The 26,239-nt window shown below is 56.7% G+C and carries 21 protein-coding genes and 2 pseudogenes; 5 read left to right on the top strand and 18 right to left on the bottom strand.

What is annotated here, in order from left to right; genetic code table 11:
* Nucleotides 1–139: 139 nt before the first annotated feature.
* From FDQ92_RS03590 to FDQ92_RS03535, 12 genes and pseudogenes are all read right to left on the bottom strand, one after another.
* Nucleotides 140–430 (bottom strand): class I SAM-dependent methyltransferase, encoded by a 291-nt coding sequence (locus FDQ92_RS03590; protein ID WP_137423311.1) that lies wholly within the window; start codon nucleotides 428–430, stop codon nucleotides 140–142.
* Nucleotides 423–2,219, bottom strand: a complete 1,797-nt coding sequence (locus FDQ92_RS03585) for an O-linked N-acetylglucosamine transferase family protein (RefSeq protein ID WP_137423310.1) — start codon at nucleotides 2,217–2,219, stop codon at nucleotides 423–425. Before FDQ92_RS03585 ends, FDQ92_RS03590 begins: the two co-directional genes overlap by 8 nt.
* A 20-nt stretch (nucleotides 2,220–2,239) precedes the next feature.
* Nucleotides 2,240–2,431 (bottom strand): annotated as a pseudogene (locus FDQ92_RS03580) (transposase); the annotation flags it as partial.
* Nucleotides 2,432–2,798: 367 nt separating this feature from the next.
* Nucleotides 2,799–3,332, bottom strand: coding sequence for an REP-associated tyrosine transposase (locus FDQ92_RS03575; RefSeq protein WP_137423308.1), 534 nt, complete (start codon nucleotides 3,330–3,332; stop codon nucleotides 2,799–2,801).
* Nucleotides 3,333–3,885: 553 nt separating this feature from the next.
* Nucleotides 3,886–6,906: a beta strand repeat-containing protein gene (locus tag FDQ92_RS03570; protein WP_137423307.1), complete on the bottom strand. Its 3,021-nt coding sequence runs from the start codon at nucleotides 6,904–6,906 to the stop codon at nucleotides 3,886–3,888.
* A gap of 159 nt (nucleotides 6,907–7,065) precedes the next feature.
* Nucleotides 7,066–8,307, bottom strand: a complete 1,242-nt coding sequence (locus FDQ92_RS03565) for an acyltransferase family protein (RefSeq protein WP_137423306.1) — start codon at nucleotides 8,305–8,307, stop codon at nucleotides 7,066–7,068.
* Nucleotides 8,308–8,976: 669 nt separating this feature from the next.
* The gene (locus FDQ92_RS16395) at nucleotides 8,977–9,225 is read right to left on the bottom strand and encodes a four helix bundle protein (protein ID WP_425457267.1); all 249 of its coding nucleotides are present in this window, start codon (nucleotides 9,223–9,225) and stop codon (nucleotides 8,977–8,979) included.
* 336 nt (nucleotides 9,226–9,561) lie between these two features.
* Complete coding sequence (locus FDQ92_RS03555) at nucleotides 9,562–10,887, bottom strand: HlyD family type I secretion periplasmic adaptor subunit (protein WP_137423304.1); 1,326 nt, start codon at nucleotides 10,885–10,887, stop codon at nucleotides 9,562–9,564.
* Nucleotides 10,884–12,656, bottom strand: coding sequence for a type I secretion system permease/ATPase (locus FDQ92_RS03550; protein ID WP_211341357.1), 1,773 nt, complete (start codon nucleotides 12,654–12,656; stop codon nucleotides 10,884–10,886). The genes FDQ92_RS03555 and FDQ92_RS03550 overlap by 4 nt, the downstream gene beginning before the upstream one ends.
* A 12-nt stretch (nucleotides 12,657–12,668) precedes the next feature.
* A complete protein-coding gene (locus FDQ92_RS03545; protein ID WP_281276859.1) occupies nucleotides 12,669–13,904 on the bottom strand; it encodes a TolC family outer membrane protein in 1,236 nt (411 codons plus the stop codon).
* A gap of 419 nt (nucleotides 13,905–14,323) precedes the next feature.
* On the bottom strand, nucleotides 14,324–15,055 hold the full coding sequence (locus FDQ92_RS03540) for an ABC transporter ATP-binding protein (protein ID WP_137423302.1): 732 nt from the start codon (nucleotides 15,053–15,055) through the stop codon (nucleotides 14,324–14,326).
* Nucleotides 15,056–15,823: an ABC transporter permease gene (locus FDQ92_RS03535; RefSeq protein ID WP_170180162.1), complete on the bottom strand. Its 768-nt coding sequence runs from the start codon at nucleotides 15,821–15,823 to the stop codon at nucleotides 15,056–15,058.
* 871 nt (nucleotides 15,824–16,694) lie between these two features.
* Here FDQ92_RS03535 and FDQ92_RS03530 point away from each other — a divergent pair.
* Nucleotides 16,695–16,961 (top strand): type II toxin-antitoxin system HicB family antitoxin, encoded by a 267-nt coding sequence (locus FDQ92_RS03530; RefSeq protein WP_137423300.1) that lies wholly within the window; start codon nucleotides 16,695–16,697, stop codon nucleotides 16,959–16,961.
* Between the two features lie 264 nt (nucleotides 16,962–17,225).
* Here FDQ92_RS03530 and FDQ92_RS03525 read toward each other — a convergent pair whose 3' ends face one another.
* Nucleotides 17,226–18,551, bottom strand: coding sequence for an IS1380 family transposase (locus FDQ92_RS03525; protein ID WP_137423299.1), 1,326 nt, complete (start codon nucleotides 18,549–18,551; stop codon nucleotides 17,226–17,228).
* A gap of 116 nt (nucleotides 18,552–18,667) precedes the next feature.
* Between FDQ92_RS03525 and FDQ92_RS16095 the strand changes: the two are divergent.
* Nucleotides 18,668–18,889, top strand: a pseudogene (locus tag FDQ92_RS16095) (type II toxin-antitoxin system HicA family toxin); the annotation flags it as partial.
* 83 nt (nucleotides 18,890–18,972) lie between these two features.
* Here FDQ92_RS16095 and FDQ92_RS03515 read toward each other — a convergent pair.
* Complete coding sequence (locus FDQ92_RS03515) at nucleotides 18,973–19,404, bottom strand: hemolysin XhlA family protein (RefSeq protein WP_137423298.1); 432 nt, start codon at nucleotides 19,402–19,404, stop codon at nucleotides 18,973–18,975.
* A gap of 700 nt (nucleotides 19,405–20,104) precedes the next feature.
* Here FDQ92_RS03515 and era point away from each other — a divergent pair.
* From era to FDQ92_RS03500, 3 genes are all read left to right on the top strand, one after another.
* On the top strand, nucleotides 20,105–21,007 hold the full coding sequence (gene era / locus FDQ92_RS03510; RefSeq protein WP_137423297.1) for a GTPase Era: 903 nt from the start codon (nucleotides 20,105–20,107) through the stop codon (nucleotides 21,005–21,007).
* Nucleotides 21,008–21,327: 320 nt separating this feature from the next.
* Nucleotides 21,328–21,561 (top strand): hypothetical protein, encoded by a 234-nt coding sequence (locus tag FDQ92_RS16090; protein WP_137423296.1) that lies wholly within the window; start codon nucleotides 21,328–21,330, stop codon nucleotides 21,559–21,561.
* A gap of 4 nt (nucleotides 21,562–21,565) precedes the next feature.
* Complete coding sequence (locus FDQ92_RS03500; RefSeq protein ID WP_137423295.1) at nucleotides 21,566–21,805, top strand: hypothetical protein; 240 nt, start codon at nucleotides 21,566–21,568, stop codon at nucleotides 21,803–21,805.
* A 193-nt stretch (nucleotides 21,806–21,998) separates the two neighbouring features.
* Here the strand turns inward: FDQ92_RS03500 and FDQ92_RS03495 are convergent, their stop codons facing one another.
* The 4 genes from FDQ92_RS03495 to FDQ92_RS03480 all read right to left on the bottom strand — a co-directional run bounded on the left by FDQ92_RS03495 (nucleotide 21,999) and on the right by FDQ92_RS03480 (nucleotide 26,226).
* Nucleotides 21,999–23,951, bottom strand: coding sequence for a magnesium chelatase subunit D family protein (locus FDQ92_RS03495; protein ID WP_137423294.1), 1,953 nt, complete (start codon nucleotides 23,949–23,951; stop codon nucleotides 21,999–22,001).
* 329 nt (nucleotides 23,952–24,280) lie between these two features.
* Nucleotides 24,281–24,691, bottom strand: coding sequence for a methylmalonyl-CoA epimerase (mce, locus tag FDQ92_RS03490; protein WP_137423293.1), 411 nt, complete (start codon nucleotides 24,689–24,691; stop codon nucleotides 24,281–24,283).
* A gap of 84 nt (nucleotides 24,692–24,775) precedes the next feature.
* On the bottom strand, nucleotides 24,776–25,738 hold the full coding sequence (meaB, locus tag FDQ92_RS03485) for a methylmalonyl Co-A mutase-associated GTPase MeaB (RefSeq protein ID WP_137423292.1): 963 nt from the start codon (nucleotides 25,736–25,738) through the stop codon (nucleotides 24,776–24,778).
* Between the two features lie 80 nt (nucleotides 25,739–25,818).
* Nucleotides 25,819–26,226, bottom strand: coding sequence for a cobalamin B12-binding domain-containing protein (locus tag FDQ92_RS03480; protein ID WP_137423291.1), 408 nt, complete (start codon nucleotides 26,224–26,226; stop codon nucleotides 25,819–25,821).
* Between the last annotated feature and the right edge of the window lie 13 nt (nucleotides 26,227–26,239).

Below are 26,239 nucleotides of genomic sequence, written 5' to 3'. Positions count from 1 at the left end.
AAACAGCTGAAAGAGCACCGTCATGAGCGCTTTTCGGTCACTCGAGAGTCGATGATTCGAGGAACCGGCTGAAACAGGGCATCGTCGACCGCTCAAAATGGGGTCGCCATGCCCGCAACTCAGCTCGCCCAACCATACCTCACGGATTCAGGAATGATACAAAGCCATCTTTATTCAGAACACGATAAAACTCTCTAAGCGCAGCCGCTACTTCGTGGTAAAAAAGATGTTCAATATTGTGGCTTGAAAATACTGCGTCGAATAAATCACTATCCACATTCGACATGTTTGTCATATCACCGACTATGTCAGGCGACACAGCAGGATTTATATCAAAACGGGTCTCCTCCCATTCAGGGGTGTTAAATCCTCGACGAGTATTAGCTTTATGAGCAGGCCCACAACCTACATGCAATAAGTTTTTACTCATACACACGGAACCCTTCTTGGGCTTGGTTATCAGGGACGATCTTCTTGGCTTTTTCAAAATTTTGCAAAAAGGTAGGGTTATGCGGCTGGATTTCCAGAGAACGCCGTATCTTTTCGAGCCCTGCCGGGTCTCCTCGCTGCACCTCGATCAAGCCTAAGTAGTGTAGCGCCATCGGATGGCGTGGTGAGGTTTCGAGTATGGCCCGGTAGCAGCTTTCCGCGGCGTCTTTGTCGCCTTTCTGATGGGATGTCAAGCCCTTTTTGAGCAGCGCCTGAAGCTCGGCCAGGTGGTTTTTCTGGGCCTTTTTCTGCATGATCTCGAGGTGGCGGCTGAAACGCGCATTGTCGGGTTCCGCCTGGGCGGCCTGCTGCATCAGCTCCAGTGCCTGTTCGTATTGCCCCCGCAGACCATGAATCATACCGAGGCCGTAGCGCGCCATGGGTGATGCGGGATCCCTGGCAAGGGCTTCTCGGAATAGTGGCTCGGCCTCGTCCAGCTTCTCCTTCTGGAGATAATAGTCCGCGCGTTCGAGCAATACCTGAAGGGAGCGTGCTGCAGCGGCTTCGTCCTGGGCAGGCGCGCTTTCCAGGGCCGGCACTTCCAGGTGGTCCGGCGCCAGCCCCTGCTCGAAGCGGGCATAGGCCATGTCAAAGGCCTTCTCCAAATGGCGAGCGAAGCGTTGCGGGTCGTACAAGGGGGAATGGTCGCGGGCGGCGATCAGGCGTTCTTTGATATCACGGCGGAGCCCGGCATCCCGCCCCAGCCTGACGCCGGTGCGGATGAATTCCTCAACGGTGGTGGTGGTGAGTTCGGGCAGCCCCAAGGTCTTGAGCATGCCGGTGGCCACGCGGGACATCATGGTGGCATCGCTCTTGGTGAGCAGCGGCACGCCGCACCAGAGGGTGTCGATGGCGGTCGCTCCTGAGTTGTAGGGCCAACTGTCCAGCGCCACGTCCGCCAATTGCAATCGCGCCAGGTGCTCGATGTGCGGCTTGTGCTTGGCAAAGATCAGCCGCTCCTCGGCCAATCCGAGATCCTTGGCCGCCTGGCGCAGGCGCGCCGTGGAATCGGGGTTTTGATCGTAGAGCCATAGGATCCCCTTTTCGACCTGCTGAACTATGGCCAGCCAGGCTTCAAAGGTCGCACGGGTGATCTTGTAGTGGGCGTTGAAGGAGCAGAAGACCACGGCATCGTCAGGCAGGCCTTCCACCACGCGGGGCGGTGGCGGCGGTGCTTCCCGCTGGGTGTCGGCGGGGAAGCTGAAGTCGGGCAGCCAGATGACCTTTTCAGCGAAATGCTGGCGGCTATCCGCCGGGATCAGGTGCCGATCGGCGATGATATAGTCGGTCATTCCTGCACCGATACTGCCGATGAACCCGAGCCAGCTCATCTGGACCGGAGCCAGCCGGTGGCGCAGCCACCAGACCCGGGTATCGGCGGTGTCCCCTTGCATTTCGACCAGCACGTCCAGCTTATCCTGGCGCAGCCGCTCAACGAAGCTTTTCTCGTCAAGGTCACGCACGGCAACGACTTCATCGAAGGCGGCGAGAATACGCTGACGCCAGTAGGACTCATGCGGCTCGGCCACGTCGTAGCCGATGAGTTCGAAAGCGCGGCGGTCGATATGCTCCAGCACTTCCATGATCAATTGGGCTACGGGGTGCTGCTTGAAGTCCGCCGACAAAAGGCCGATGCGCAGCTTGCGGCCGGCACGCGGGGGGCGCTGGAAAACGCTCACCGGCGGTTCGGGGACAGGGGGCATGCCGGCTACAAAGGCGTTGGCCAGCATGAGGTGGTCGGCGTCGCTCAGGCCGCCACATCGATGGCGAAGATAGAAGCCAGCTCCATGATGCGCGCCTCGATCCACCCGCGCCGGTGCTCGTAATTCTTGCCGGAATGGGCATCCACGCCGCACAGGAAGGCGCGGCGCACGCAGCGGGACACCACGTGGTACCACGGCGTATCAGCGAGCGAGACGAGTGCGGAGCGAGGCATGGTCATGAGAGGAGCCTAGTGCAGGGGTGGGCGGAGGTCAAGTAAGTGGGTGTCCTTTAGTTGGTGCATGTAAAAGAAAGTTAGTGCAACATCTCTTATGGGAAAGGTAAGTGGGTGTCCTTTAGTTGTTCCATGCGGCGCAATGCGCTTCGCTTATTGCGCCCTACGGGGTGCGGGAGCGTGGATAGATGGGTAGGGCCCAATAGCAAGGCGTATTGCGCCGGAGTCCGAATCCAATGCGTCAACGCGGGTAGGTGTGTAGGGCGCAATAGCAAAGCGTATTGCGCCGGATTCCGAATCTAATGCGTCAACGCGGATAGATGGGTAGGGCGCAATAAGCGCAGCGCATTGCGCCGGATTCCGGATTTCGCATTCAGTCAGGGCAGATTACCCCATCGGCCGCCATCCTGCCTGCCCAATCGGCCGGATAAACTCTATCGGCCACCAAGGCATGAAACGTCGAATAAGGCCAGTCGGCAACCCTGGCGACAAGGCCATGTTTTACCGGGTTGAAGTGCACATAATCCATGTGCGCAGCAAAATCGCGTTCATCGCGAATCAGGTGTTCCCAGAACCGTCTTTGCCAGATGCCGCGTTCTCCGCGGGCCACACGCACCGCCGAACGCCGTTCTATTGGCGGCAGGCGTTTGGAAAAACCGGCCTTGATCAACCGCCAACGGGTGGCGAAGTCGGCGTCGCCGGGCGGCAGTTCGATGATGGCATGCAGGTGATCCGGCAACACCACCCACCCGTGAATGGCGAAGGGATGCGCACGTCGCACCGTGCGCACGGCGGCGCGCAGCGAATCGATGTGATCCGTCAGGAGCGTGCAACCGTGCCGGCGCAACGTGTTGACCGTAAAGAAATAAGTCCCGCCGGGATGCCAGGCGCGTCGATAATTGGGCATGGTGTGGGCCGGATTAAATACGGCGCAATGCGGTTCGCTTATTGCGCCCTACGGGGTACGGGGTACGTAGCTACGTAGGGCGGATTAGCGGAGCGTAATCCGCCGAATGGGGTGGGTGTTACGTGGTTGTTTTCCATACGGCGCAATGCGCTTCGCTTATTGCGCCCTACGGGGTACGGGGTACGTAGCTACGTAGGGCGGATTAGCGGAGCGTAATCCGCCGAATGGGATGGGTGTTACGTGGTCGTTTTCCATACGGCGCAATGCGCTTCGCTTATTGCGCCCTACGGGGTACGGGGTACGGGGTACGTAGCTACGTAGGGCGGATTAGCGGAGCGTAATCCGCCGAATGGGATGGGTGACGTGGTTGTTTTGCATACGGCGCAATGCGCTTCGCTTATTGCGCCCTACGGGGTACGGGGCTTTTTCAGAACATAGAAAAGACCCCACCCCTTGGGAGGGATGGGGCCTTGCGCTTGCGGTTTCAAGAAAGGTCAGCAGTCCCTGATTTCAGAGAAATTGGGGACTGGTCTCTGACCTCTGTCCTTTGCTTTTACCCTGTTACTTCCAAACCAAAGGCATGATTGATGGCATCAGCATCTTGAACGCCAAGGAGCTGGATCAGGATTTCGCCGTTGTCGAAACTCGCATCACCGGTGTCCCCGTTCTGTGTATTGGTATCTCCTACCACGGCATACGTGTTGCCGTCGTAGGTGAAGACGCTGGAATCGTATGCGTATGGTTCCGCCCCCTCCGTGAACGCCAGGAATGCAATATCCTCGGCAGATGCGTCAGCAGGAGCAAACCCTGCGTCTTGCAGCACACCCAGGGCTGTCTCTGCATTTGCAAAGACACCAAGCGTTTCAGCCGCGATGTTGGTGGTATCACCCTCCTCGAAGTCGGTAATGGTCGCGATGGCCTTGCCTTTCAGAGTAGCAACCCAATCGATCAGGAATTGATCATCACCCAGGCCGCCGGTGACGGTGAACTTGGAAGTTGTATCTATGTCATTATCCGCGACCAGCATGAAGGTATCGTCGTCAATACCGCCCGTCAAGGTCGCGGCCTTGGAAGCCGTGACATACACGGTGTTCGCCTTCAGCTCGGAGCCGGTGAAGTTGACGGTTTCTGCATAAATGCCGCCGAAGTCGGAGTTATCCACGACGTAACCGATATGAACCTCACCCAGCGCGCCGGCGGCATCCACGGTGACGGTCTTGGCGAACAGGGTACCCAGAGTCACATCACCTTGAGTGCCGTCGGCATCCACGGTGATGGAGCCGGTTTGCGCTCCTTCTTCAGTGTTGTCCACCCAAGCATGTCCCCAGAGCCCCACATCACCCGCCACGTCAGCGACGTTCAGCTCGATGGACTGGCCTTCGCCGACCATAATAGCATTGATCCTCAGAGCAGAGTTCTCGTCATTGTTGGAAAGGCCGCTTGCGTCAACGGTGATGCCGTATTCCAGGTCGAAATCACCCAGAATGTCCAGCAGTGTGGCGGTGCCCGTGCCGGAGAGCTCGATGCTGTGGATGGCGCTGAGAGGACCAACGGTGTCGTAGGTCATGGAGAAGTCACCGTCGGTATCGACGGTCAGCGATTCCAGGCTGGCCAAACTGCCTTCCCTGAAAGTGAAATCGCCCGCGGTGGTAATGTCCAAGTCAATCAGCTTGCCGGCGTCCAGCTCGACGATGTTAGCAGCCTTTGTGTTGGTGGCAGTGAACACGGCACCCGTGGCTTCGGCCAGGTAGATCGAGGCGGCATCGTCAGCGGTATCGTCAATGGTGTTGTCACCGAGTTGGCCATCGATGGTGGCTTCCAGCGAGCTGGCTTTCAGTGCTTCGATTTCACCGGTGAACACGGCGTCTTTGGCGACGTTCAGGGTAACGCCGGTGGCCTTGGTGAGGGTGAGGTCGCCATCGGATGTCCCGCTGATGTTCACGGTAGCCGCGCCTGCGTTATCCGCGATGATCTCGCCAGCGGAGCCTTTCCCGAGCACGAAGTTCAGGTCGATGTTGCCCAGGTTGGCAAAGTTGGCAGTGTCAGTGTCCGCAAAAGCGCTGGTGGCTTCGATGGTTTCGATGCCGGAGGCGTTCTTGGCGGAGAAGGTCAATTCGCCAGTCAAAGCTCCCAGGGCAACGGTCTCGATATTGCCCATGGTGTACTGGGCGGTTCCGTCACCGCTCAGGACCAGACGATCGGTACCGGCGCCGCCGTCGAGCTCGGCATTGACGGCCAGATCATCGGTTGCGGCAGTGATGGTGTCGTTGCCCGCGCCGGTCTTTACGGTGGTAGCGGCGGCCAGGCCGTTGAGATTGACGGAAACACCGCCGGCCACACCGGAGGCGTCAACGCTCTTCACGGCGCTGCTTTCATCGAAAGTCGCATTCAGCAAGCCTTCGCCCGTGGCGATGACGGCCTTTGCGTTAGCTGCGTCAACGTCCACGACGTTGGTGCCGGAAACGCCGAGGTTCAGCGTTTCGATGCCGTCGGCGGTGAGATCGACACGCTTCAGTTCAGTAGCGGTGGTAGCCGCATCCTCCGCCGTGCCCACGCCGTTCAGATTCAGGGTCAGGGCATCGGTGGTGCCATCGGTCACCTTGGCGGCAAAGCCGATCTCTACGTCTTCCTGCTGGCCGTTCAGGGTGATGGAAGCATCGGTGGCAGCCAGGTTGGTGAGGCTTACGTCGCCGTTGAGCACGTAGCTCTCAACGCCTGTAACGCCCTTGGCGGAGAAATCACGGCCGATGGTGCCGCTGTTGGTGAGTTCAACGGTTTCGACATTCTTCAGGTAGCCGTCGGTGAAGCCGGTGAAGCTGCTCTGCAGGTCCACCTTCAGGGTGTCGTCTCCGCCGGCGCCGTCAATCTGGTCGGTGGGGTTCAAGGTGCGCGCCGAGGAGAGTGCCGAGGAGACGCCTTCGATGGTATCGTTGAGGTCGGTACCGGTGTAGTTGTCCGTATCCGTAGTGAGCTCGAAGGCCTCCCCCGCGTAGAGGTCCGACTCATCGACTTGCTCATCCACGGGGACTTCGGGCGCGGTCAGACCTTCGTCTTTACCGAAAGCAAGGTAATGCGTGAGGGGGGTCAGGCCCGAAGCCTCGATAGCCGCCTGAACGTCGGCGACGGTCTTACCCGCCCACTCTTCGGCGTACTGCGGGTCCGCCTGCAGATCGGCCAGCTTGGCTTCAAGATACGCGGAGGCATCGAAGTCGTTGGACGGATTGATCCCTTCTTCGGCGCCATACTGCAGGTAGTGCTGGTAAGGGTCCTGGGCCCAGGCTTCCTCGAAGGCATCCAAGGCATCCTGCATCGAATCATAGAGGCCGTCATCGACCATCTGCTTGGCCTTGGCCAGCTTATATTCGTTCTGGTCGAAATATTCGTTGGGGTTGAGCCCTTCCTTCCAACCGTAAAGGTTGTAATGGGTTTCCGGCGTCAAGCCCAGATCCGCCATGAACGTTTCCAGATCGTCGGTGGTCTTGTTTGCCCACTCGTCAGCGTACTCCGGGTCCGCCTGCAGAGCCGCCAACTTTGCCTCGAGGTAATACGCTTCGTCAAATCCTTGTAGTGCCATCTTTCTCCTCCCTGAACTTGGTGTTTGGCCCAGCCATTGATTGTGCACCGAACGTGATGCCACGCCACAAACAAAAAAACGTTACCCCCAAAAAGTTTTTCCCTCTCGCTCCTCCTTGTCCTGCTCGGTACCCTGAAAGCCCCTTCAATGCTGGGCGTTTTACGATGGACCCCCGCCGTTTGCCCGGTTCCGGCGGGGACGCGCGCCCCTATCCTCGTACAGGATTTGGACCTTGATAGCCTTGCGAAAAGGCGTTGTCAACAAGTATCTAGACTCCTCCGCCGAAATGTAACGCGATTTTTTGCGGTTGAGGCTGACGGGCGGGGATGGGCACGCGGGCGCCCACGCCTGATACCGCCGCTTGAGCCTCAGCGCCCTGCGTTCCACCAGATAGAAGGACCCTACAGCCAGTCCCAAATTCAATGCCGCGGTGAGGGCCGTCGCGCGCCACCCGCGCCAGCCCAGGCTTCCCACGTAATGCAGCAAGGGATAATGCCAAAGATAGATGCCGTAGGAAATCCCCCCCAGCCACACAAGCGGCGGGAGGCTCAAAAAACGCGAAAGAAGCCCCTCGGGGCGCGCGACCACATCCAGGATCACAACGGCCGCCGCAAGAGCCAAAACAGTATACTGCCACTTATAAAGCGGCGCCGTCTGCCAGCGGCCGTGCGCGGCGAGGAAGGCCAAAACGGCCACCGCCGCGGCGCTCGACAGGCAAGCCGCCCGACGTCTCGTGGACCAAAAAGAGAGCCTTCCGTCGTGCACCAGAAAAGCCAACAGGCAGCCCGCGAGCAGCATGTCCGCGCGCGTATCGAACCCGTTGTAAACCCGGTCCCAACCGGCGCCTCCCTCCAGAAGCCACACCCGCCAGCCCCAGCTACCCAAAAAAAGCACCGCGATCAGCGGCGCCCGCAGGTTCCCTCTCAACCGCATCAGCCCCAGAAACACCAGCGGCCAGACCGCGTAAAACTGCTCCTCGACGGAAAGCGACCAGCAGTGGCCCAGGCTGTAGGGGCGTTCCCAGCCGAAGGCGCGGGTCCAGTTGGACACGTAAAAGAGCACCATGAGGGCGTCTTCAAAATGGCGGCGCCGCTCGGCGGCATCGGGCGCCGCATAAAAGTAGTAGACCAGATAAACCGCGAGCAGCAGGAAAAGTGCCGGAAGCAGCCGCAGCGCCCGCCGCAGGTAGAAGTTCTTCAGGCTCACCGTACCGCGCCGCTCCTCCTCCTGAAGCAGCAGCGCGGTGATCAGAAAGCCGCTGAGGACGAAAAAGATGTCTACACCGATAAAAGCGCCCGTAAAACCGGGCACCCCGGCATGAAACAGGAACACCAGCACCACAGCGACCCCCCGGACGCCGTTAAGTGCTGGCACATGATTGGAAAGGCAGATATCAGACATAAAAGACAGACCTTAGACCTTAGACCTTAGACCTCAGACCTTAGACCTTAGACTTCAGACCTTAGACTTTAGACATTAGACTTCAGACATTAGACTTCAGACATTAGACTTCAGACATTAGACTTCAGACATTAGACTTCAGACATTAGACCTTAGACTTCAGACCTTAGACCTTAGACTTCAGACATTAGACTTCAGACATTAGACTTCAGACATTAGACTTTAGACATTAGACTTTAGACATTAGACTTCAGACGTTAGACTTTAGACATTAGACTTTAGACATTAGACTTTAGACATTAGACTTCAGACATTAGACTTCAGACATTAGACTTCAGACATTAGACTTTAGACATTAGACTTTAGACATTAGACTTCAGACATTAGACTTCAAGCATTAGACTTCAAGCATTAGACTTCAAGCATTAGACTTCAGACATTAGACTTCAGACATTAGACTTCAGACATTAGACTTCAGACATTAGACTTCAGACATTAGACTTCAGACATTAGACTTCAGACATTAGACTTCAGACATTAGACTTCAGACATTAGACTTCAAGCATTAGACTTCAAGCATTAGACTTCAGACATTAGACTTCAGACATTAGACTTCAGACATTAGACTTCAGACATTAGACTTCAGACATTAGACATTGAAGATACACCCTAGACTTTAGACTTTTGGATGTAGGAGATGAGTCCTTGGAGTGTCCTGGAAGTCTCCTGGCCTTTTGTCCGTAGTTCATCGTATGCCTTGGCGTCTAGGTACCCTAAGTCATTTGAGAAGGTGATATAGTAGTTCAATTCAGCCAACGATGATATAGATATATACAGAAACTGCAGATATTCGCTCCTGTTCTTCCTGGCTGAACCTTCTACGATGTTTGCCGCGACTGATACGGCCGCTCTTCTCATCTTTGAAGTTTCAAGTTTCAAGTTTCAAGTTTCAAGTTTCAAGTTTCAAGTTTCAAGTTTCAAGTTCCCCTCGTTCCCAAGCTCCAGCTTGGGAACAAGGTGGATGGTGGAGCTTCGGAACAAGGTCAAAAAATCCCCCTCTCCCTTGATGGGAGAGGGTTGGGGTGAGGGTGAGAAAATTAATGTATGTCAATCAGTTACATTCCCCTCCCCTTAATCCCCTCCCACAAGGGGAGGGGAAAGATCCGCCCCCCATCGCGTCTACCGTCTGATGTCTGATGTCTGTCTTTTAAGTCTAAAGTCTAAAGTCTAAGGTCTGTCTTTTAAGTCTAAGGTCTACTCCTCCTTGAAAGACGCGGCGAGGCGGTCCACGAGGGGGCGAATGAGATAATTCATGAAGGTTCGTTCGCCGGCGCGGATGATGACGGTAACGGGCATGCCGGGTTGAATTTCGCCTGCTTTCTCGGTGAGGGACTTCAGGTCCTCCGCCTCCGGCCTCACTTTGCAGAGGTAGTAGGGGATACCGGTCTTTTCGTCCACCATACTGTCGGCGGAGATGAGGATCACCTCGCCTTGGACGACATGGGTCTTCTTCAAGCCGAAGCTGGTGAATCGCAGATCGGATTCGAGCCCATACCGGACCTTGTCGACATCCTGGGGGTTCACCTTCGCCTCGACGATGAGTTCCGAACCCACGGGCACGATGTCCATGATGGGCTGCCCCGCGATGATGACGCCTCCGATGGTATGGATCTTCAGCCCTAAAACGAAGCCGTCCACAGGCGAGCGGATGTCCGTTCTTTCAACCACGTCTCGAGCGGCGATATATTGTTCTTCCAATGCGGAAACCTTCTTTTCTACGTCGCTCAGTTCCGCTTCCACCTCTTTGATGAATTCCCGCTCGGTAAGAAGGACCCTCATTTTGTATTCGCTTACGGATTTTTTCGCCCTGGCGATGTTTCCCAGCTCCTCGCTCCTTTGACCGGTGAGCTCAGCTATGGTGCTTTCCATTTCAATGATCTTATTCCGGGGATAGTAGCCCTCAGTCGCCAGATCCCGAAGTTGATCCACCTCTTGGGTGAGAAGGTCTATCTGCTTCAACTGATGCTTCTGCAACTCTTCCAGCCCGATGATATATTCTTGCAGACCTTTTATGTTTTCCTTGAGAATCGCCTGTTCGTTTTCGAGCGCCCTCTTTCTTGCCTCGAAAAGATCGATCTGCCGGCGCATGAATTCGGAAACATCGGGGCTGTCTCGGCGCTCGAGGAGCGCCGCGGGAAAGGCGATGGTGTCGGCCCCGGCCCTTTCCGCAAGGAGTCTCGCCTCGATGGCAAGGGCTGCAAGGTACTCGCTGCGTACGGCGGCAAGCTCCGCCTTGGGTTCCACGTCGTCGAGCCTCACGAGGATCTGGTCCGCCTTCACCTTGTCGCCTTCTGAAACGAGGATCTCCTTCACAATGCCTCCGTGCCGATGCTGAATCGTCTTCCGGTTGGATTCGACGGTGACCACACCCGGAGCGACGATCCCTTCGTCGAGAGGCGCCACAAAGGCCCAGGTAAGAAACGATCCAAAGCCGAAGAAAAGGATCAAGTAGGCGATGACAATGACTCGCCGGATGTCGGTGTGAAGAGGGAGATCCGTGGCATCGTTTTGTACGTTCATCGCGCCACTCCTTTCAACACGACCTTCGGAGGATGCGGCACGGCCGCAGCCGCCTGCTCCTTCGCCCGCTGGAGAGCCGCCAGGACCTCGTTTCTCGGCCCCCACGCAGCGACCGTTCCGTTGGTCAGAAGTAGGATCTTATCCACGATGGAAAGAATGGAGGTCTTATGGGTGATCACAAACAGGGTCCTCTGCGCGCTCTTCAATCGATATAACGCCTGAACGAGGGCGACTTCTCCCGCGTCGTCGAGATTGGAATTGGGTTCATCGAGCACGATCAATACGGGGTCTCCGTAAACGGCTCTCGCAAGGCCTATCCTCTGCCTCTGCCCTCCCGAGAGGAAACTGCCTCCTTCACCGATCTGAGTATCGTATCCATTGGGAAACTGGAGTATCATGTCATGGACACCGGCGATTTTAGCGGCCTGTACGACCTTTTCTGAATCCACCTCGCCGAACCTTGCGATATTCTGAGCCACCGTGCCGTCGAGAAGCTCGATATCCTGAGGCAGATAGCCGATATACGGCCCGATTTCTTCTCGGCTCCATTTGGAGATCTCGGCGCCGTCGAGCCGCACCACCCCTGCCATGGGTTGCCACACGCCCACGAGATACTTGGCAAGCGTGGATTTTCCGGAGGCGCTCGGGCCTATAATGGCTGTGACTTCGCCCACATTGGCCTGAAAGTTGATATCCCTGAGAATCGGCTTGTTGGTTCCTGGAGCGCCCCCTGTCAGATGGGAAACGATGACCATGCCCCGCGGCGGAGGAAGAGACATCCCTGTCTCGCGCTCCGGAAACCGATTGAAGAGCTCCTCCAGCCTTTTGTACGAACCCCTGGCGGAAACAAACTGTTTCCAGGTCCCAATAGCCATATCGATGGGGGAAAGGGCCCTGCCCATGATGATGGAGGCGGCGATCATCCCGCCCGGGGTAATGATGTCCTTTATGGCCAGGTAGGCGCCTGCGCCGAGAATGAGGCTCTGGAAGCTCAACCGGGAAAATTTGGTGACGGCATGAATCAGGCTCGCCCTTTCGCTTGCCTTCTGCTGAAGCTTCAAGAAGGTCTCATGCCTTGGGAGCCAGTGCCTTTTCACATTGGGGAGCATCCCCATGGCCTCGATGGCTTCGGCGTTTCTGAAGTTTACGCCGGCAAACGAACTGGCGGTGTTGTAGACTCGATTGGCCTCGGAAAGCGGGCTTCGGCTGCCCACTTCGGTCAGGACCGCCATGCCTAGGAGGAAGAGGGCGCACGCGATGGAAAACACCCCGAGCATGGGATGGATGATGAATATGGCGATGATGTATAGCGGCGTCCAGGGTGCGTCAAAAAAGGCGAAGAGACCGGCGCTCGTAAGGAATTGCCTCACATTGGTGAGATCATGAAACGGTTGCGACGAGTTGCCTGAGCCCAAAGCCAATACCTTGCTGAAGGTGGCGGCGAAGACTCTGCCGCTCAACCGGTTATCCATCACGTTTCCCATGCGTATCATGACCTGAGACCGCGACCACTCGAGGAGCCCGACCAGCAGATACATCATCAACATCAGGATGGTGAGCATGAGAAGCGTGTTCTGGTTGCGACTCATGAGGACCCGGTCATAGACCTGCAGCATGTAGAGCGCGGGAACCAGAAGCAGGATATTGACGATAGCGCTGAAAATCCCAAGGGCGAAAAACGCCTTTCGAAACGACAGAAGTACTCGTAGGAGCTCCCGCTTTTCCGTGAGTCCCCGTGTCGTCATGTAATGTTTCATGGAATTGAACATGCGGCAACCTTCCTATGTTGTTTGAAGCCAGTCGCTTATGGTAAGCAAGTCTTCTTCCGTCAAGACCCCCCCTTCCGATTTCAAGGTCAATAGATTCATAATATATTCATATTTTGCTTTGAGGAGACTCATTCTCTCGTCGTAGAGCTGCTTCTGGGCATCCAGGACATCCACAATGGTCCGGATACCTGCCTTGAGACCCATCTCATTGGACTGAAGCGACAGTTCGGCCGACTCAACGGCGAGTTCCAGGGCCTGAATCATCGCCATATTGCTTTTGATGCCCAGGAAGGCTTCGCTGATCTTTTGAGCGTTTTCCGTCAAGACATCGTTAAGATCCGCCTTCGCCTGTTCCAGTTTCGCCGTCGCCTCCTTTGTCTTGGCTCGGGTATAACCGCCTTGGAACAGGGGAACGGTTATCTGAGCCATGACGCTGGTGTAAGTGACTTCTTCGGTCTTGTAGTATTCTATGGTGTCTGAGGTATGGTGATCGGCGACAAAACTCACCTCAGGTAGATGCTCGCTGATCATTTTTCGGCGTTCCTGCTTATAGTAATTTACATTGTAGTTGTAGTACCTTATGGTTGGATTGTTTTCCTTTGCTATTTGAATCCAGCCCTCCAGGTCATCCGGCGACGGCACGAAAAGGGGGATGGTTTCTTTGAGGCGGCAGAGGTCTTTGGGTTCTGCGCCCGTCACCCTTTTGAAGGCCTTGACATTGACGTTGATGTTGTTTCTCGCTTCGATCTCGTCCGAGAGCAACCCATTGTACCTGGCCAAGGCGTCATGAACATCGGTAATGGTGCCGGCCCCGGCATGGAACAGCCTTTTGGCCTGTTCCAGCTGTTCCGCCACCGCCTTTTTTTCCGCCAGCACGATTTCCAGTTGATCCCAGGCGGCCAGGAGATCGAAATAGACCGTCGCCGTCCTGATGATCAGGTCGGATTCAGCGGCGTTGAATTTAGCCTTCCCGAGATCCGCCCGCACCCGGTGTTGCGTGTATTCGAAGATTCTCGGGAGGCTCAACAGAGGCTGTCGCAACGTGACGCCGCGCATACTCGATGAGTAGTCCCCGGAAGTAGGGGAGTCGGTGTCGTACTTTCCCGTCATGTAATGAGCCTCGACGGAAGGCAAAAGGTACGAAAGGCCCTGCGCCGGCATCGTCTGGGCCGCTTGGTACTCATAACGCGCGGAATCAAAGGCGGCGTCATTTTCCTGCGCCATGTGATAGGCTTCCAGAATCCCCATCGCAGCCCAAGCGAAATCCGTGTATAAGACCAAAGTGGAGGCAACCAGCAACAAACGGACATACTTCACAATAGAGATCTCCAGTTCTTTGATCTGTCGAAAACAAGCTCATGAAAATCGGACCCTGACGTTCCTCGTTCTTCGCCTTGCCCGCCCCTGGGAGCGCGGGCGTCCCGCCCGCAATCGTAATCGCCGGCAAGCCGGCTCCTGCCGGTGAGTGGACCGGTTTTCCCCCTCGTTCCCAAGCTCCAGCTTGGGAACGGCCTCACCGAAGCTTCTGCACAGTTGTGTTCCCAAGCTCCAGCTTGGGAACAAGAAGCAAAAGATCTGCCCCTAAAGGCGATCGAGGTCGCTCCATCCCCGAAAGAGGCAAGGCTATCTCAAACAGCCGCTTTGTGCAATCCCCCCGGCCGGCCACCTCACATCCCATTTTGGCACTTGAGATATGCCTCGATGACGCCTCCCGGCTCGCCGTCGGCCCGTAGCTCACCGTTTTCCAGCCACACCGCCCGGTTGCAGATTCTTTTGACGGCGTCCATGTTGTGCGAAACATAGACGGTCGTAACGCCGCCCTTGATGAGTTCCATCAAGGCCTTGGCGGATTTTTTCTGGAAGGACTCGTCGCCCACCGCCAGTATCTCATCGATGAGCAAGATCTCCGGATCGGTATGGATGGCGACGGAAAAGCCGAGCCTCATCTGCATTCCGCTGGAATAGCCTCTGATGGGCCTATCGATGAAATCGCCCAATTCGGAAAAGGCGATGATGGCGTCCATCCGGTCGAGGATTTCGGCTTTCGTATGGCCGAGGAGAACGCCGTTCATGATGATGTTTTCCCGGCCGGTGAGTTCCGGATGAAAGCCTGCGCCCAGTTCCAGAAGGGGCGTCCTCTTGCCGCTCACCTGGATGGTGCCCTTTGTAGGGTGAGCCACGCCAAGAAGGAGCGACAAAAGCGTGCTCTTTCCCGCCCCGTTTCGGCCGATGACGCCGAGACACTCCCCCTTGGCCACCGCGAGGGTTACGCCCTTGAGCGCCCAAAAACAGTCCTTTTTGCGGCTGAAAAACCGGGGGGCATGAACCATGAATTCCTTGAACCCGGGCCTGTCTCTTTGGATAGGAAAGCTCTTCCAGAGATCTTCCGCCTTGATCAATTATAATACCTCGTCCAGCCTTCGATCGAGCCTTTTGAATACCAGGGACCCGGCAAGAAAGACCACCGTCGCCGTAAGGATGCAAATGAATATGTAATCCCAGTTGATGCTGTTACTGAAGAAGATATCCCGCCAGCTCTGTATCAAATAGGTTGCCGGGTTGAGTGACAGATAGACGCGGTATCTTTCCGGCACCGCCTCAAGGGGATACAGTATCGGCGTCATCCAGAAAAGCAAACTAAGAAGCACGTTTATGATGTGCTCCATGTCCCGGAAAAAGGCGTTCACCATCGAAACCATAAGGGCAAGGCCGTAGCAGACGATAAATTGCACCCCGATCAGCAAGGGCATCGCCACAAGCCAGTTCCAGGTAGGGGCTTTTCCGTAAGAGTAGACCAGCACCAGCAATATGGGCAATGAGAAAATAAAGTTGACAAGCTGTCCGATGACGGTGGCCAGCAGCAGGAAATGTTTCGGGAAGACCACCTTTTTGATGAGGGAGATATTGCCGATCAATGTGTTTGTGGACATGGATACGGAGACGGAAAACCAGGTCCAGGGGAAGAGAGCGGAAAGCAGAAAAAGGGTGTAGTCTTCCATCTCGAATCTCATGAATATCTTGAAGGCGATAAAGAGGACGAATCCGGTCAGCAAGGGATTCAGGAGCGACCAAAGAAAGCCCAGATAAGTCCTCTTGTATCTCAGGATGATTTCCTTCTTGACAAGGAGCTTCAGAAGGTCAAGCTGCTGCCTGGTTTTTCTCTTCACTTCGTAAGGTACCTCGCCACTGATGACGGCATCCGATGCACAACGGCCCTGTGCGGGTCGTTCCCGAGACGTGCTGTGGTCTTGATCGCCTTTCGCGAGAGGATTTGACCTGCCGGGCCTGCTCGCATGGCTTGAGGATGCGTCGCACTTCCCCAACCGCCCGATACAGCTCAGCCGACTCGGTTACAGGGCTCATCGCCCCGCCGGTAGCCTCTGCGGATCCCCCCGGCGGGTCGACTCCATGACGTGAGGTTGCGATTCCGGTTCGACCTCCTGCGCGTCCTCTAAAGAGATGCGTGGCATGATACGACTTCATGGGGGCGTGTCAACCGCCAAAAGACAGACTTTAAAGACAGACTTCAGACTTCAGACTTCAGACTTCAGACATTAAAGACAGACATCAGACATTAGACTTCAGAAACTAGAGTCTACAGTTTAAAGTCTGAACTTTGCTTCTTGTTCCCAAGCTGGAGCTTGGGAACAAGAAGCAAAAGATCTGCACCCGTCTCCAATTTAGGACGCTACCGATTTTTTAATCTGTGTCAATCTGTGTAATCTGTGGATGTCAATTTGGGTTACGACCCCCATCGACCCGTGACCTGCAGGCGCCACAGGGAAACGCGGCGCGCACGCGGCGCCCTTTGGTGAATGTATCCACGGTGGAGCGCCTGGGAGTTATGATGCAAACATAGCGCGGGGACGGAAGCGGGGCAAGAACCATGTGAGCAGCCATGTGGATGTGCTTGACTTCGTGCGACACGTGCCTTGACACGCACCGCCGTGGAGGCGATATAATACAACGTTGAGATTCGAGGCCTTGTGGTGTTTGCCTATTGCCCCCGTTAACAATGGAAAAAAGAGGGTAAATATTATGAGCTTTTATACCATGGTATTGAGAAAAAGTGGAGCATATTGGGTAGCAGTTTGCCTCGAAAATGGGCTGGTTGGACAGGGCGACACTAAAGACGCAGCAATAAAGAAACTTAAAGGAGCCGTAGAATCTTTTGAAGAGGAATATAAAAAGGATACAGATATCTTTAATGCACCAATTCCTATCAAGGAATTACATGAATTCCTCACAGTCGAGGGGAAAGAGCCGGTTTCAGAAGAGTATGAACTAAGGCTAATGCATGCCTAAAAATATTCCTTCCCTCAAACCGAAAGAACTACCTGAATCCGTGAGGTGTGGTTGGGCGAGCTGAGTTGCGGGCATGGCGACCCCATTTTGAGCGGTCGAGGATGCCCTGTTTCAGCCGGTTCCTCGAATCATCGACTCTCGAGTGGCCGAAAAGCGCTCATGACGGTGCTCTTTCAGCTGTTTTCGGGCATACCTCACCCCCTTTCAATGTGAACATAGAAAACATAGAATAGATCCAGGCTCTTGCAACGACTGCCCTTTACCCTACCCTGGGCAAAATTTGAGATACACGCTCCGAAAGGCTTGAAAAGCGGGACAATGCCGACCGAACTGGAGCTTCAGCCGACGACCGCTTCGGATCACGCGCCCTGCCAGATAGATCAGCTCCTGGATCACGGTCTTCACGCGACGCCGCTTGGCCTGATGCCGTACAGGCGAAAAATCGGCCAGAAGCCCGTTTTGCCCCAGGATGCGCAAGAGGTTGTAAGCCAGTCCGCCCAGGGTCAACACCAGCGCATTGGTGGCAAACTTTCCGGAGGGCAGTCGCTCCAGGTCCAAATCGGACTTGATCTCGCTGTGAAACTGCTCGCTCAGGCCCCGTTTCTCGTACAACCAGATCACTTCATCCTCGTGGACGCAAAGCGACGTCCACCAGCCCTCCAGCGTGATATCGGGCTGAATCAGCATTTGCCCCTTGGCATCCGATATCCTCTCGGTGACCCGGATCACCAGCCGAAACCGATAGCTTCTTCCTCCATAGTGTCGCGTCACCCACGTGCTGAAGATCGCCACTTTCTTGCCGGGCCGGGGCTCACTCACACGGCCTTCCCTGAAGGCCCGATCACGCCAGTAAAAGACGTTCGCCCTGCGTGGATTCCATCGGACGATGAAGCTCACATTGGGATGTCGGCGAAGCTCCACAAGCGTTTCCAGAGCATCGTGAGCCGAGTCCGTTCGCACCAAGAGGCGCTTGCGGGTGATCTTCTGGGCATACACCAACACCTTGCGCAAAAAGTCCACAAATCCGTTCTGGGAATGCTGAGACCCTGGACGAAGCTCAATGCCCAGACACCATCCCTCCTCGCTGAGGTAGGCCCCGATGGGCGCGTACCCGTCGTAGTTCTGGTACGTCCGCGACACCCCTTCTTTCTTGGTGTCGGAATTGTCCAGGCAGAAGACATCCAGGTCCAAAGCCACATGCCCCGTGGGAAGAGCCGTTACGGGAACCTGGATCCTCTTGAGCAGTTCGATGTTAGCGGCTTCCGCAAGCCGTTGGAAAGCTTTCGCTTGCCTGTCGAAGCGCTGTCGCAAGGTTTCCTGCGAAGGGACCTTTTGGATGTCCAGAGCCTCTTTGAACCAGTCATCGCCGGAGACCCCCTCAGCGGCTTCAAAGTCGCTCTTACCCAGACACAGAAGCCCCAGATAGGTCTTGACCACATCCGCATGAGAGATCATCGGCCGCCCTGGAACTTCCTTTTCCAACCGCTCGCACAAGTCCGTGTAGCCGTTGATCAGATTGCCCACAAGGACCAGGCCCGCGTGTTCGCTGTAGAAGGCTTTCGAAGATTGTTCAATTTCGATTCTCTTCATGGGTGCACCTGCCGGGTGAAAGTTTGACAGGAGACCATATAGCATAAAAGCGGATGAAATTCAATAGGATGTCTGCGATATGATAGTTTTATCTATAGACGCAATCTCACGGATTCAGGGAACTAGTCAGAATTTTGGAACCTGCGGGTTGCAAATACTTGAGAGAAGGAAAGGGCGATCACACATTATATTTCCGTTATCATAAGGGAAAGAAAAGAGTGGTTCCTATCGATATGGGGGCGAAAGAACTGTCTCCACCCTATGTCTTACGTATCTTCAGGCAGTTTGGATTTTCAGATGAAGAGATAAACAGTTTATTGAAACGAACCAAACAATAAGACAAGTTATATTCGTTGCTGTGTTCCCAAGCTGGAGCTTGGGAGCAAGATGGATGGTCGAGCTTGGGAACAAGGTGCAAATGTTACATTAGACCCACATTGCGAAGTATCTCAGCCAGCTTTGGTTCTTTATAGGCATATTCCTTCAATGCCTTCTCAATCTTATCGTTTCTTTCTTCTAACTCTTTATTCTTCCTTATTGCAGGCGACAGCGCTGTTCTTCTGTCCCACAATACAAAACCAACCAATCCTATCATCGTGGTAAATAATAACCCGAATCCCCACATCATTACGTTTTCCAGCCTCTCTATGCGCCTCTCCAGCTGCTCAAATCGCCTCTCCACCTGCTCGAAGCGTTTGTCTATCTGCTCAAACCTACTGTCTAGTTCCTCTATTTTAGTTTCAACTCTAATAAGTCTATCTCTATCCTCAAGGGTATATGGGACCTCCTCCGCCCATACACACTGTCCCGCCAGAAGCAATATCATGATCACGATAAAGTTGAGTCTTGTCATATCTCACCCCTACAGCCTCATTTGGGAAATCTACATCCAAATTCTATTTCCCCTCCCCCTGTGGGAGGGGATTAAGGGGAGGGGGATTTTTTGACCTTCGTTAACCTTTTTGCTTGAGGTGTCCACTTTAGAACGCTACCTATTTTTTAATCTGTGTCAATCTGTGTAATCTGTGGATGCGCATTTGGGTTACCAGCCCCATCGATCCGTGACCTGCAGGGGCCACAGGGAAACGCGCCGCGCACGCGGCGCCCTTTGGTGAATGTATCCACGGTGGAGCGGGGGCGGATTATGATACAAACATAGCGCGGGGACGGAAGCGGGGCAAGAAGCATGTGGACAGCCGTGTGGAAGCTGGAGCTTCCGCACAGGTGTGTTCCCAAGCTGGAGCTTGGGAACAAGGTGGATGGTGGAGCTTGGGAACAAGGTGGATGGTGGAGCTTGGGAACAAAGTCAACCGGGCCGATCCCCTGTAGGAGCCGGCTTGCCGGCGATCAGGGCCGACGGAGGATTGCCGGCTTTACGGGTCGCGGGCAAGCCCGCTCCTACCGAGGGCGGAAAATGGTGGCGGCCTCCGAATGATCACGGACGCTTTGCAGCCGCCTCAACCGTGCCGTGGATGGTTCTCGCAATGTCATCTTCGGACGGGTAGAATCCTACGGTACGATCCAAACGCCGAAAACGGGAGTTTCCGAAGACCATGTCGTCCATCAGATCCGGCTTCGTCGCCCTTCTGGGCGCCCCCAACGTGGGGAAATCCACGCTCATGAACCAGGTGCTCAAGGAAAAGATTTCCATCACCTGCCCCAAGCCTCAAACCACGCGGAATCGCATCCTCGGCATCTTGAACCGCCCCGACTGCCAGATGATCTTCGTGGATACCCCGGGGATCCACCGGGCGCGAGACGCCTTCAACCGGATCCTCGTCGATACGGCGCTTGCGACCCTGGATGAAGTGGACGCCATTTGCTTCGTGATCGAAGCACCGGAACCCGAGCGGGAGGCGGACCGGTTCGCGTTGGAAGCCATGGCGGGCGTTTCGACCCCTGCGATCCTGGTCATCAACAAGGTGGATCTTCTGAAAAACAAGGCCGCGCTGCTTCCCCTCATCGACCGGTACCGCGGACTACGGGATTTCGAAGCCGTGGTGCCCGTTTCGGCCCTGACCGGAGACGGCGTCCCGGAGCTTATCGACGCATTGGTCGGTCTCCTTCCCGAAGGCCCGCGCTACTACCCGGAAGACCACATCACCGACCAGCCGGAACGCTTTCTTGCGGCGGAAATCATTCGGGAGAAGGTGTTTCATCTGACGGAGCAGGAAGTGCCCTACGCGGCGGCCGTGACCGTGGATCGATTTTCCGAAGACCCGGAACGGCGGCGCGTGCACATCGAAGCCACCATCCACGTGGAACGCCCGTCTCAGAAAGGGATCCTCATCGGCAAGGGCGGCCGGATGCTCAAGGAAATCGGCCGCCAGGCCCGGATGGACATCGAAGGGTTGCTGGGTTGCCGCGTATTTTTGGGCCTTTTCGTAAGAATTCAGAAAAACTGGCGGAAAGACGCGCGGCAGATGGCCGAATTCGGGTACCGGGCGCCGCGGTAGGTCCCCCCGGTAGGAGCCGGCTTGCCGGCGATCAGGGCCGACGGAGGATTGCCGGTTTTGCGGGTCGCGGGCAAGCCCGCTCCTACCGATAGCGGAACATCTCTTCTTGTTCCCAAGGTCCAGCTTGGGAACGAGGGGAATCTGTGTAAATCTGTGTAATCTGTGGATGTTCTTTGCTTTTCCGGGACTTCGTGCGACACGTGTCTTGACAGACACCCTTTCCTCTGCGAACGATTCGGTTGGCAGGGGGGCAAAGCATGGCCGAGGAACGGCGCCTCTTTCTGACGCGACCCTAAAAACCTAACAGCGTCCCTTTGATCATGAGATTTGAAATCCTGGATCAAGTCGAAGGGATTGAGGTGATTGCCGCCGGAACGAGCATCCGCGATTTAGCGTATCTCGAAAAGACCTATGGAGCAGGGCGGTGGAGGAAACTGAAGGGCAGAGCCCATGTCAGGCTGCCGAATGGAAACATCAGGTGGGTAGAGTTACACTGGTACGAGGCTCATGGGATTGGCCGCAAAGACATCAAAATCAAACGCTATTTGGAATAAGACAATGAGTGAACACAAGAGACATTTCGCTATCTGTGTCGACAATTCAGATTATGAGGCATCTCTGATCTTAAGGAAAATCTATGAGATCATCCCGGATGAACGGGGCGCCGGAGATGATCTGTTAAGAATTGTCGATGAGAGTGGAGAAGATTATCTGTATCACAAGAGCCATTTCATCGTGGTGGAGTTTCCTGCAGAAGTGGAGCACGCTTTGCGCTCCGCCCAGAGTGCGACACCTTAACACGTTGTCCGACGAAGTCATACCGCGACGGCGGTTCCCATCATGTCTTTGTCCACAGATTGCACCGATGGCTACAGGTGATTGGATTTTCCATCAAGCTCCTTGATTGTTTGATCGGTTCATCCACCTATATTTATCTGTGTGAATCTGTGTAATCTGTGGATGTAGCTCTTTGTCCCAGGGCACATCACGATCACGATCCCAACAGCCGGTGTAGCGGCAGGTACACCGCTTCCATGCGCCGCGCGATTTCATACCCGCAGCCCTGGGCCATGGGGTTCTGTTCCGTGTCCACCAGGATCGCCTGAATCTTTTGCCGCTTGATTTCTTGCGCCCACGCGAAGGTTTCCTCCAGCGGGTCCGCCCCGTAACAGCTCACGTTGGGCCGGCCGTCGGAAAAGATGAGCATCACCGGAAGGGTTTCCGGGTTCTTGCGTTTTTCCTGCAAAAGGAGCCGGGTTCCCACTTCGAGTCCGGAGGCCAGGGGCGTCCGGCCACCCACGGGGAGTTCTTCGACGCTCCGGGCCGCGTCCCGGATGTTGTGGGTGAGCGGCAGCAGCACTTCCGCTCCCGTATGCCGAAAGGTGATGATCCCCAGCTTGTCCCGGTGGAAGTAAAGATCCTGGAGCAGTGAATCGATCACGCCCTTGGTGACGGCCATGGCGTCGTTGGTCCGCATGGATGCGCTGGAATCGACGACCATCATGAGGGAAAGCCCGGTCTTCCGGGATCGTTTCCGAAGGCGGATGTCTTCCGGGCGGATGGAGAGGCGGCCGTTGCCGTTGTGATTGAGCCGGCTCGTTGCGGCGGCACGAAGCGTCCCGATGAGGGAGACATCGTCCAGGCGGCCTCCGGGGGCGGGAAGGCGCGTTCCATGGACGCTTCCCGAGCGGCGCACATCCGGAAGTAGGAACCGCCTTCCGGGATGGCGGCCCGCATCCAGCCGATGCCAGGGAAGGTGCGGCAGGGCGATACGGCTTCCCGAGCAGAGGTGCGTCACGCAGGCGACAGGGGACTTGTAGCTTCCGGCGGTGCTCGACGGTTTCTTGGGATTTTCGTAGACGGGCACCCATTCGGTTCCGCCGGCGGCGGTTCCGGGTGCGTGCTGCGCCATGACTTCCCGGAGCTTGTCTTCGTCGAAATCGGTCTTTTGCAGCGGGGTTTTCTTCACGCGGTGCGGGAGGGCCAGGCGGGCCGCGAGCTGCAGGTCTTCGGCCGTCATGGCGGTTCGGCCTTCCAAGGCGGCGTTGGCTCGGGCCGCCTTCATCATGACGATATCCGCGCGGTGGCCGTCGGTTTCGAGCGCCACGGCGACGCTCGAAGCCGTCTGCAGCAGTTCTTCGGTGAACGCCACGCGGGGAAGCAGGGTCTTTGCCTGGGCAAGCCGTTCGGCCAGTTCGGCGTCGGCCGCCGCCCAGCGGGCGTAGAAGCCTTCCGGGTCCGTTTCGAAGGCGATGCGGCGCTTTACGATTTCCACCCGGTCTTTCACGTCCCGGATGCCTTCGATGGTGACCGAGAGGCCGAAACGATCCAAAAGCTGCGGACGCAGGTCGCCTTCTTCGGGGTTCATGGTGCCAACCAGGATGAAGCGGCTCGCGTGGGTGAAACTGATCCCTTCCCGTTCGACCACGTTCCGGCCCGACGCCGCCGCGTCCAGAAAGAGGTCCACGATCTGGTCGTTCAAAAGGTTCACTTCGTCCACGTAAAGGATACCGCGGTGCGCTTCGGCCAGCAGGCCGGGTTCGAAGGCCTTGCGGCCGGTCTTCAGCGCCTTTTCAATGTCGATGGTGCCAAGAAGTCGGTCTTCGGTGGTGCCGATGGGCAGGTTCACCAGCCGGATCCGGCGTTCCCTGACCGGGAGGCTCTGGCCGGCCGCCGCCTTTTCGGCGCAATGGGGGCAAAACGACGCCGGATCGTCCGGATCGCATTGAAAGGGGCAGCCTTCCACCACGCGGATGGTGGGAAGCAGGTTGATGAGGGCGCGGACGCCCGTGGATTTAGCGGTCCCGCGTTCGCCCTTGATGAGGACCCCGCCCAGGGTGGGGTCCACCACGTTCAAGAGGAGCGCCCGTTTCATCAGGTCCTGGCCAACCAGGGCCGAAAAGGGGAAGAGGCGTTCCGTTGCGCTGGTGCGTTTGAGTGTCATGGTTTCCGATGGGTTTCCTCAGTAAGTAGATGCGGGCGAGACGCCCGCGCTCCCAGGGGCGGCGGGGCATCGCCGGTTTTACGGGTCGCTGTAGGGAAGAGACGCGGGCGAGACGCCCTCGCTCCCAGGAGGGGCGGCGCCCCGCCGCCAGGGGCTCTGGTGGGCTTCCCTTTCGCACAATTCCACCTTGTTCCCAAGCTCCAGCTTGGGAACACAACTGTGCAGAAGCTCCAGCTTCGATTCCCATCAGGCCGTTCCCAAGCCAGAGCTTGGGAACGAGGGGAATTGCGTTGCCCCGAAGGGTTGATTCTGTGTTTTCGGACAGCCCCCTAGTGGGCTTCCCTTTCGCACAATTCCACCAGCACCCCGTAGGTGGACTTGGGATGCAGGAAGGCGATCTTGGCACCGCCCGCGCCGCGGCGCGGCTTTTCGTCGATGAGCTGGATGCCTTTTTCCTTGAGTTCGGCCAGGGCCGCTTCGATGTTTTCCACGCGGAAGGCGATATGCTGGATGCCTTCACCGCGTTTTTCAATGTATTTCGCCACCGGACCGTCCGGGGCGGTGGATTCCAGGAGTTCCACTTCGGTATCGCCCACCGGGAAGAAGGCGGTGGTGACCTTCTGTTCTTCCACGGTTTCACTCCCGGCGTCGTCCAGCCCCAGGATGTCGTGGTAGAGCTTCTTGGCGGCGTCGATGCTTTTGACGGCAATGCCGATGTGGTCCACTTTGAGTACCTTCATGAGGGTCCTCCGTTGGTTGAGGTTCAACTTGCGGGGAAGGGTTGCTTGAAAGCCCCCCGCTCGGCTTCCAGTCGCTGAATCCGCCTACGCGTCGTCCACCCGCAGCCACTCCCGCGCGATGCGTCGCGTCACACCGTACGGACTTTCCCGGGCGGCCACGATCCGGTCCACGATCCGTTCCAGTTCGCCGTCGGCGGCCAGTCGTTCATGGATTTTTCGAAAGATTTCATGATGGATCATCCGGAGTGTTTCTTCGCGCGCCCGGTCGCGGCGCCTGGCCTCCAGCCGCCCCGATTCGTCCAGGTATTTCCAATGATCGCGGACGGTGGCCCACAGGACGTCCACGCCCTGGTCCTCCACGGCGACGGTTTTGAGAACCGGCGGCGTCCAGTCTTTTTCGTGCATCTGGGCGTCCTGTTCGATCCGGTGGGCCACCTCGGTGTAGAGCTGGTCCGCGCCGGGCCGATCCGCCTTGTTGATGACGAAGATGTCCGCGATTTCCATCACCCCGGCTTTCATGGTCTGGATGGTGTCGCCGAGTCCCGGTACCAGCACCACGCAGGTGGTGTCGGCCAGCCGCACGATGTCCACCTCGTCCTGGCCGACTCCCACGGTTTCGATAAGGACCACGTCCTTTCCCAGGGCGTCGAGGACCTTGACCACGTCGGCGGTGGCCCGCGCCAGGCCGCCCAGGTGCCCCCGGGTGGCCATGCTCCGGATGAAAACCCCCGGATCCGTGCTGAACCGGCTCATCCGCACCCGGTCGCCCAGGATGGCCCCGCCGGTAAACGGGCTCGAAGGATCCACAGCCACCACGCCCACGGTGAGGCCATCGTCTCGGATCGCCTGGATCAGCTTGTCGGTGAGCGTGCTCTTTCCCGCTCCGGGAGACCCGGTGATCCCGATCACAGCCGCTTTGCCGGTGTGCGGATAGAGCGCTTCCATGACGGGGGTCACCCGATCGTCTTCGTTTTCCAGCCAGCTGATAACGCGCGCAGCGGCCCGCGGCGATCCTTCCAGCACTTGGCTCGCATAGTCCACGGCCATGCATGTCCTTCCGGCGTCTTCAGGGCATTTCGGCCGGGGTGAGTGACGCGCCGTCGGTTCCCCGGCCGAAACCGTTGGGTTCAGTTTTTCTTTCGCGCGTTTTGCCTGATGAAATCCACGATCTGATTGGTGGGGGTTCCCGGACCGAAGATTTCCGCCACCCCGGCCGCTTTCAGTTCCGGGACGTCTTCCTGCGGGATGATGCCGCCCCCCACCACCAGCACGTCGTCCAGGCCCTTCTGCTTCAACAGTTCCACCACGCGCGGGAAAAAGTACATGTGGACTCCGGAGAGGCTGCTCAGGCCCACCACGTCGGCATCTTCCTGGAGTGCTGTGTCCACGATCATTTCCGGAGTCTGCCGAAGCCCCGTGTAGACCACTTCCATGCCGGCTTCGGCGAAGATGCGGGCGAGCAGCTTGGCGCCGCGGTCATGCCCGTCCAGCCCCGGTTTCGCCACGATGACCTTGATTTTCTTTTCCTGTGCCATGGGATTTCCCTCC

The sequence above is a fragment of the Desulfoglaeba alkanexedens ALDC genome (assembly GCF_005377625.1).
GTDB lineage: Bacteria > Desulfobacterota > Syntrophobacteria > Syntrophobacterales > DSM-9756 > Desulfoglaeba > Desulfoglaeba alkanexedens.
The sequence above is the reverse complement of the archived record's forward strand: the minus strand, read 5'-3'. Positions and strand labels throughout refer to the sequence as shown.

Bases quoted from the DNA above. Each gene is read 5' to 3' on its own strand.
- FDQ92_RS03515 (WP_137423298.1), bottom strand. From the start codon at position 19,404: ATGACAAGACTCAACTTTATCGTGATCATGATATTGCTTCTGGCGGGA.
- FDQ92_RS03545 (WP_281276859.1), bottom strand. From the start codon at position 13,904: ATGGGGATTCTGGAAGCCTATCACATGGCGCAGGAAAATGACGCCGCC.
- FDQ92_RS03530 (WP_137423300.1), top strand. From the start codon at position 16,695: ATGAGCTTTTATACCATGGTATTGAGAAAAAGTGGAGCATATTGGGTA.
- era (WP_137423297.1), top strand. From the start codon at position 20,105: ATGTCGTCCATCAGATCCGGCTTCGTCGCCCTTCTGGGCGCCCCCAAC.
- FDQ92_RS03500 (WP_137423295.1), top strand. From the start codon at position 21,566: ATGAGTGAACACAAGAGACATTTCGCTATCTGTGTCGACAATTCAGAT.
- FDQ92_RS03480 (WP_137423291.1), bottom strand. From the start codon at position 26,226: ATGGCACAGGAAAAGAAAATCAAGGTCATCGTGGCGAAACCGGGGCTG.
- FDQ92_RS03525 (WP_137423299.1), bottom strand. From the start codon at position 18,551: ATGAAGAGAATCGAAATTGAACAATCTTCGAAAGCCTTCTACAGCGAA.
- FDQ92_RS03585 (WP_137423310.1), bottom strand. From the start codon at position 2,219: ATGCTGGCCAACGCCTTTGTAGCCGGCATGCCCCCTGTCCCCGAACCG.
- FDQ92_RS16395 (WP_425457267.1), bottom strand. From the start codon at position 9,225: ATGAGAAGAGCGGCCGTATCAGTCGCGGCAAACATCGTAGAAGGTTCA.
- FDQ92_RS03565 (WP_137423306.1), bottom strand. From the start codon at position 8,307: ATGTCTGATATCTGCCTTTCCAATCATGTGCCAGCACTTAACGGCGTC.
- FDQ92_RS03570 (WP_137423307.1), bottom strand. From the start codon at position 6,906: ATGGCACTACAAGGATTTGACGAAGCGTATTACCTCGAGGCAAAGTTG.
- FDQ92_RS16090 (WP_137423296.1), top strand. From the start codon at position 21,328: ATGAGATTTGAAATCCTGGATCAAGTCGAAGGGATTGAGGTGATTGCC.
- mce (WP_137423293.1), bottom strand. From the start codon at position 24,691: ATGAAGGTACTCAAAGTGGACCACATCGGCATTGCCGTCAAAAGCATC.
- meaB (WP_137423292.1), bottom strand. From the start codon at position 25,738: ATGGCCGTGGACTATGCGAGCCAAGTGCTGGAAGGATCGCCGCGGGCC.
- FDQ92_RS03590 (WP_137423311.1), bottom strand. From the start codon at position 430: ATGAGTAAAAACTTATTGCATGTAGGTTGTGGGCCTGCTCATAAAGCT.
- FDQ92_RS03550 (WP_211341357.1), bottom strand. From the start codon at position 12,656: ATGTTCAATTCCATGAAACATTACATGACGACACGGGGACTCACGGAA.
- FDQ92_RS03575 (WP_137423308.1), bottom strand. From the start codon at position 3,332: ATGCCCAATTATCGACGCGCCTGGCATCCCGGCGGGACTTATTTCTTT.
- FDQ92_RS03495 (WP_137423294.1), bottom strand. From the start codon at position 23,951: ATGACACTCAAACGCACCAGCGCAACGGAACGCCTCTTCCCCTTTTCG.
- FDQ92_RS03555 (WP_137423304.1), bottom strand. From the start codon at position 10,887: ATGAACGTACAAAACGATGCCACGGATCTCCCTCTTCACACCGACATC.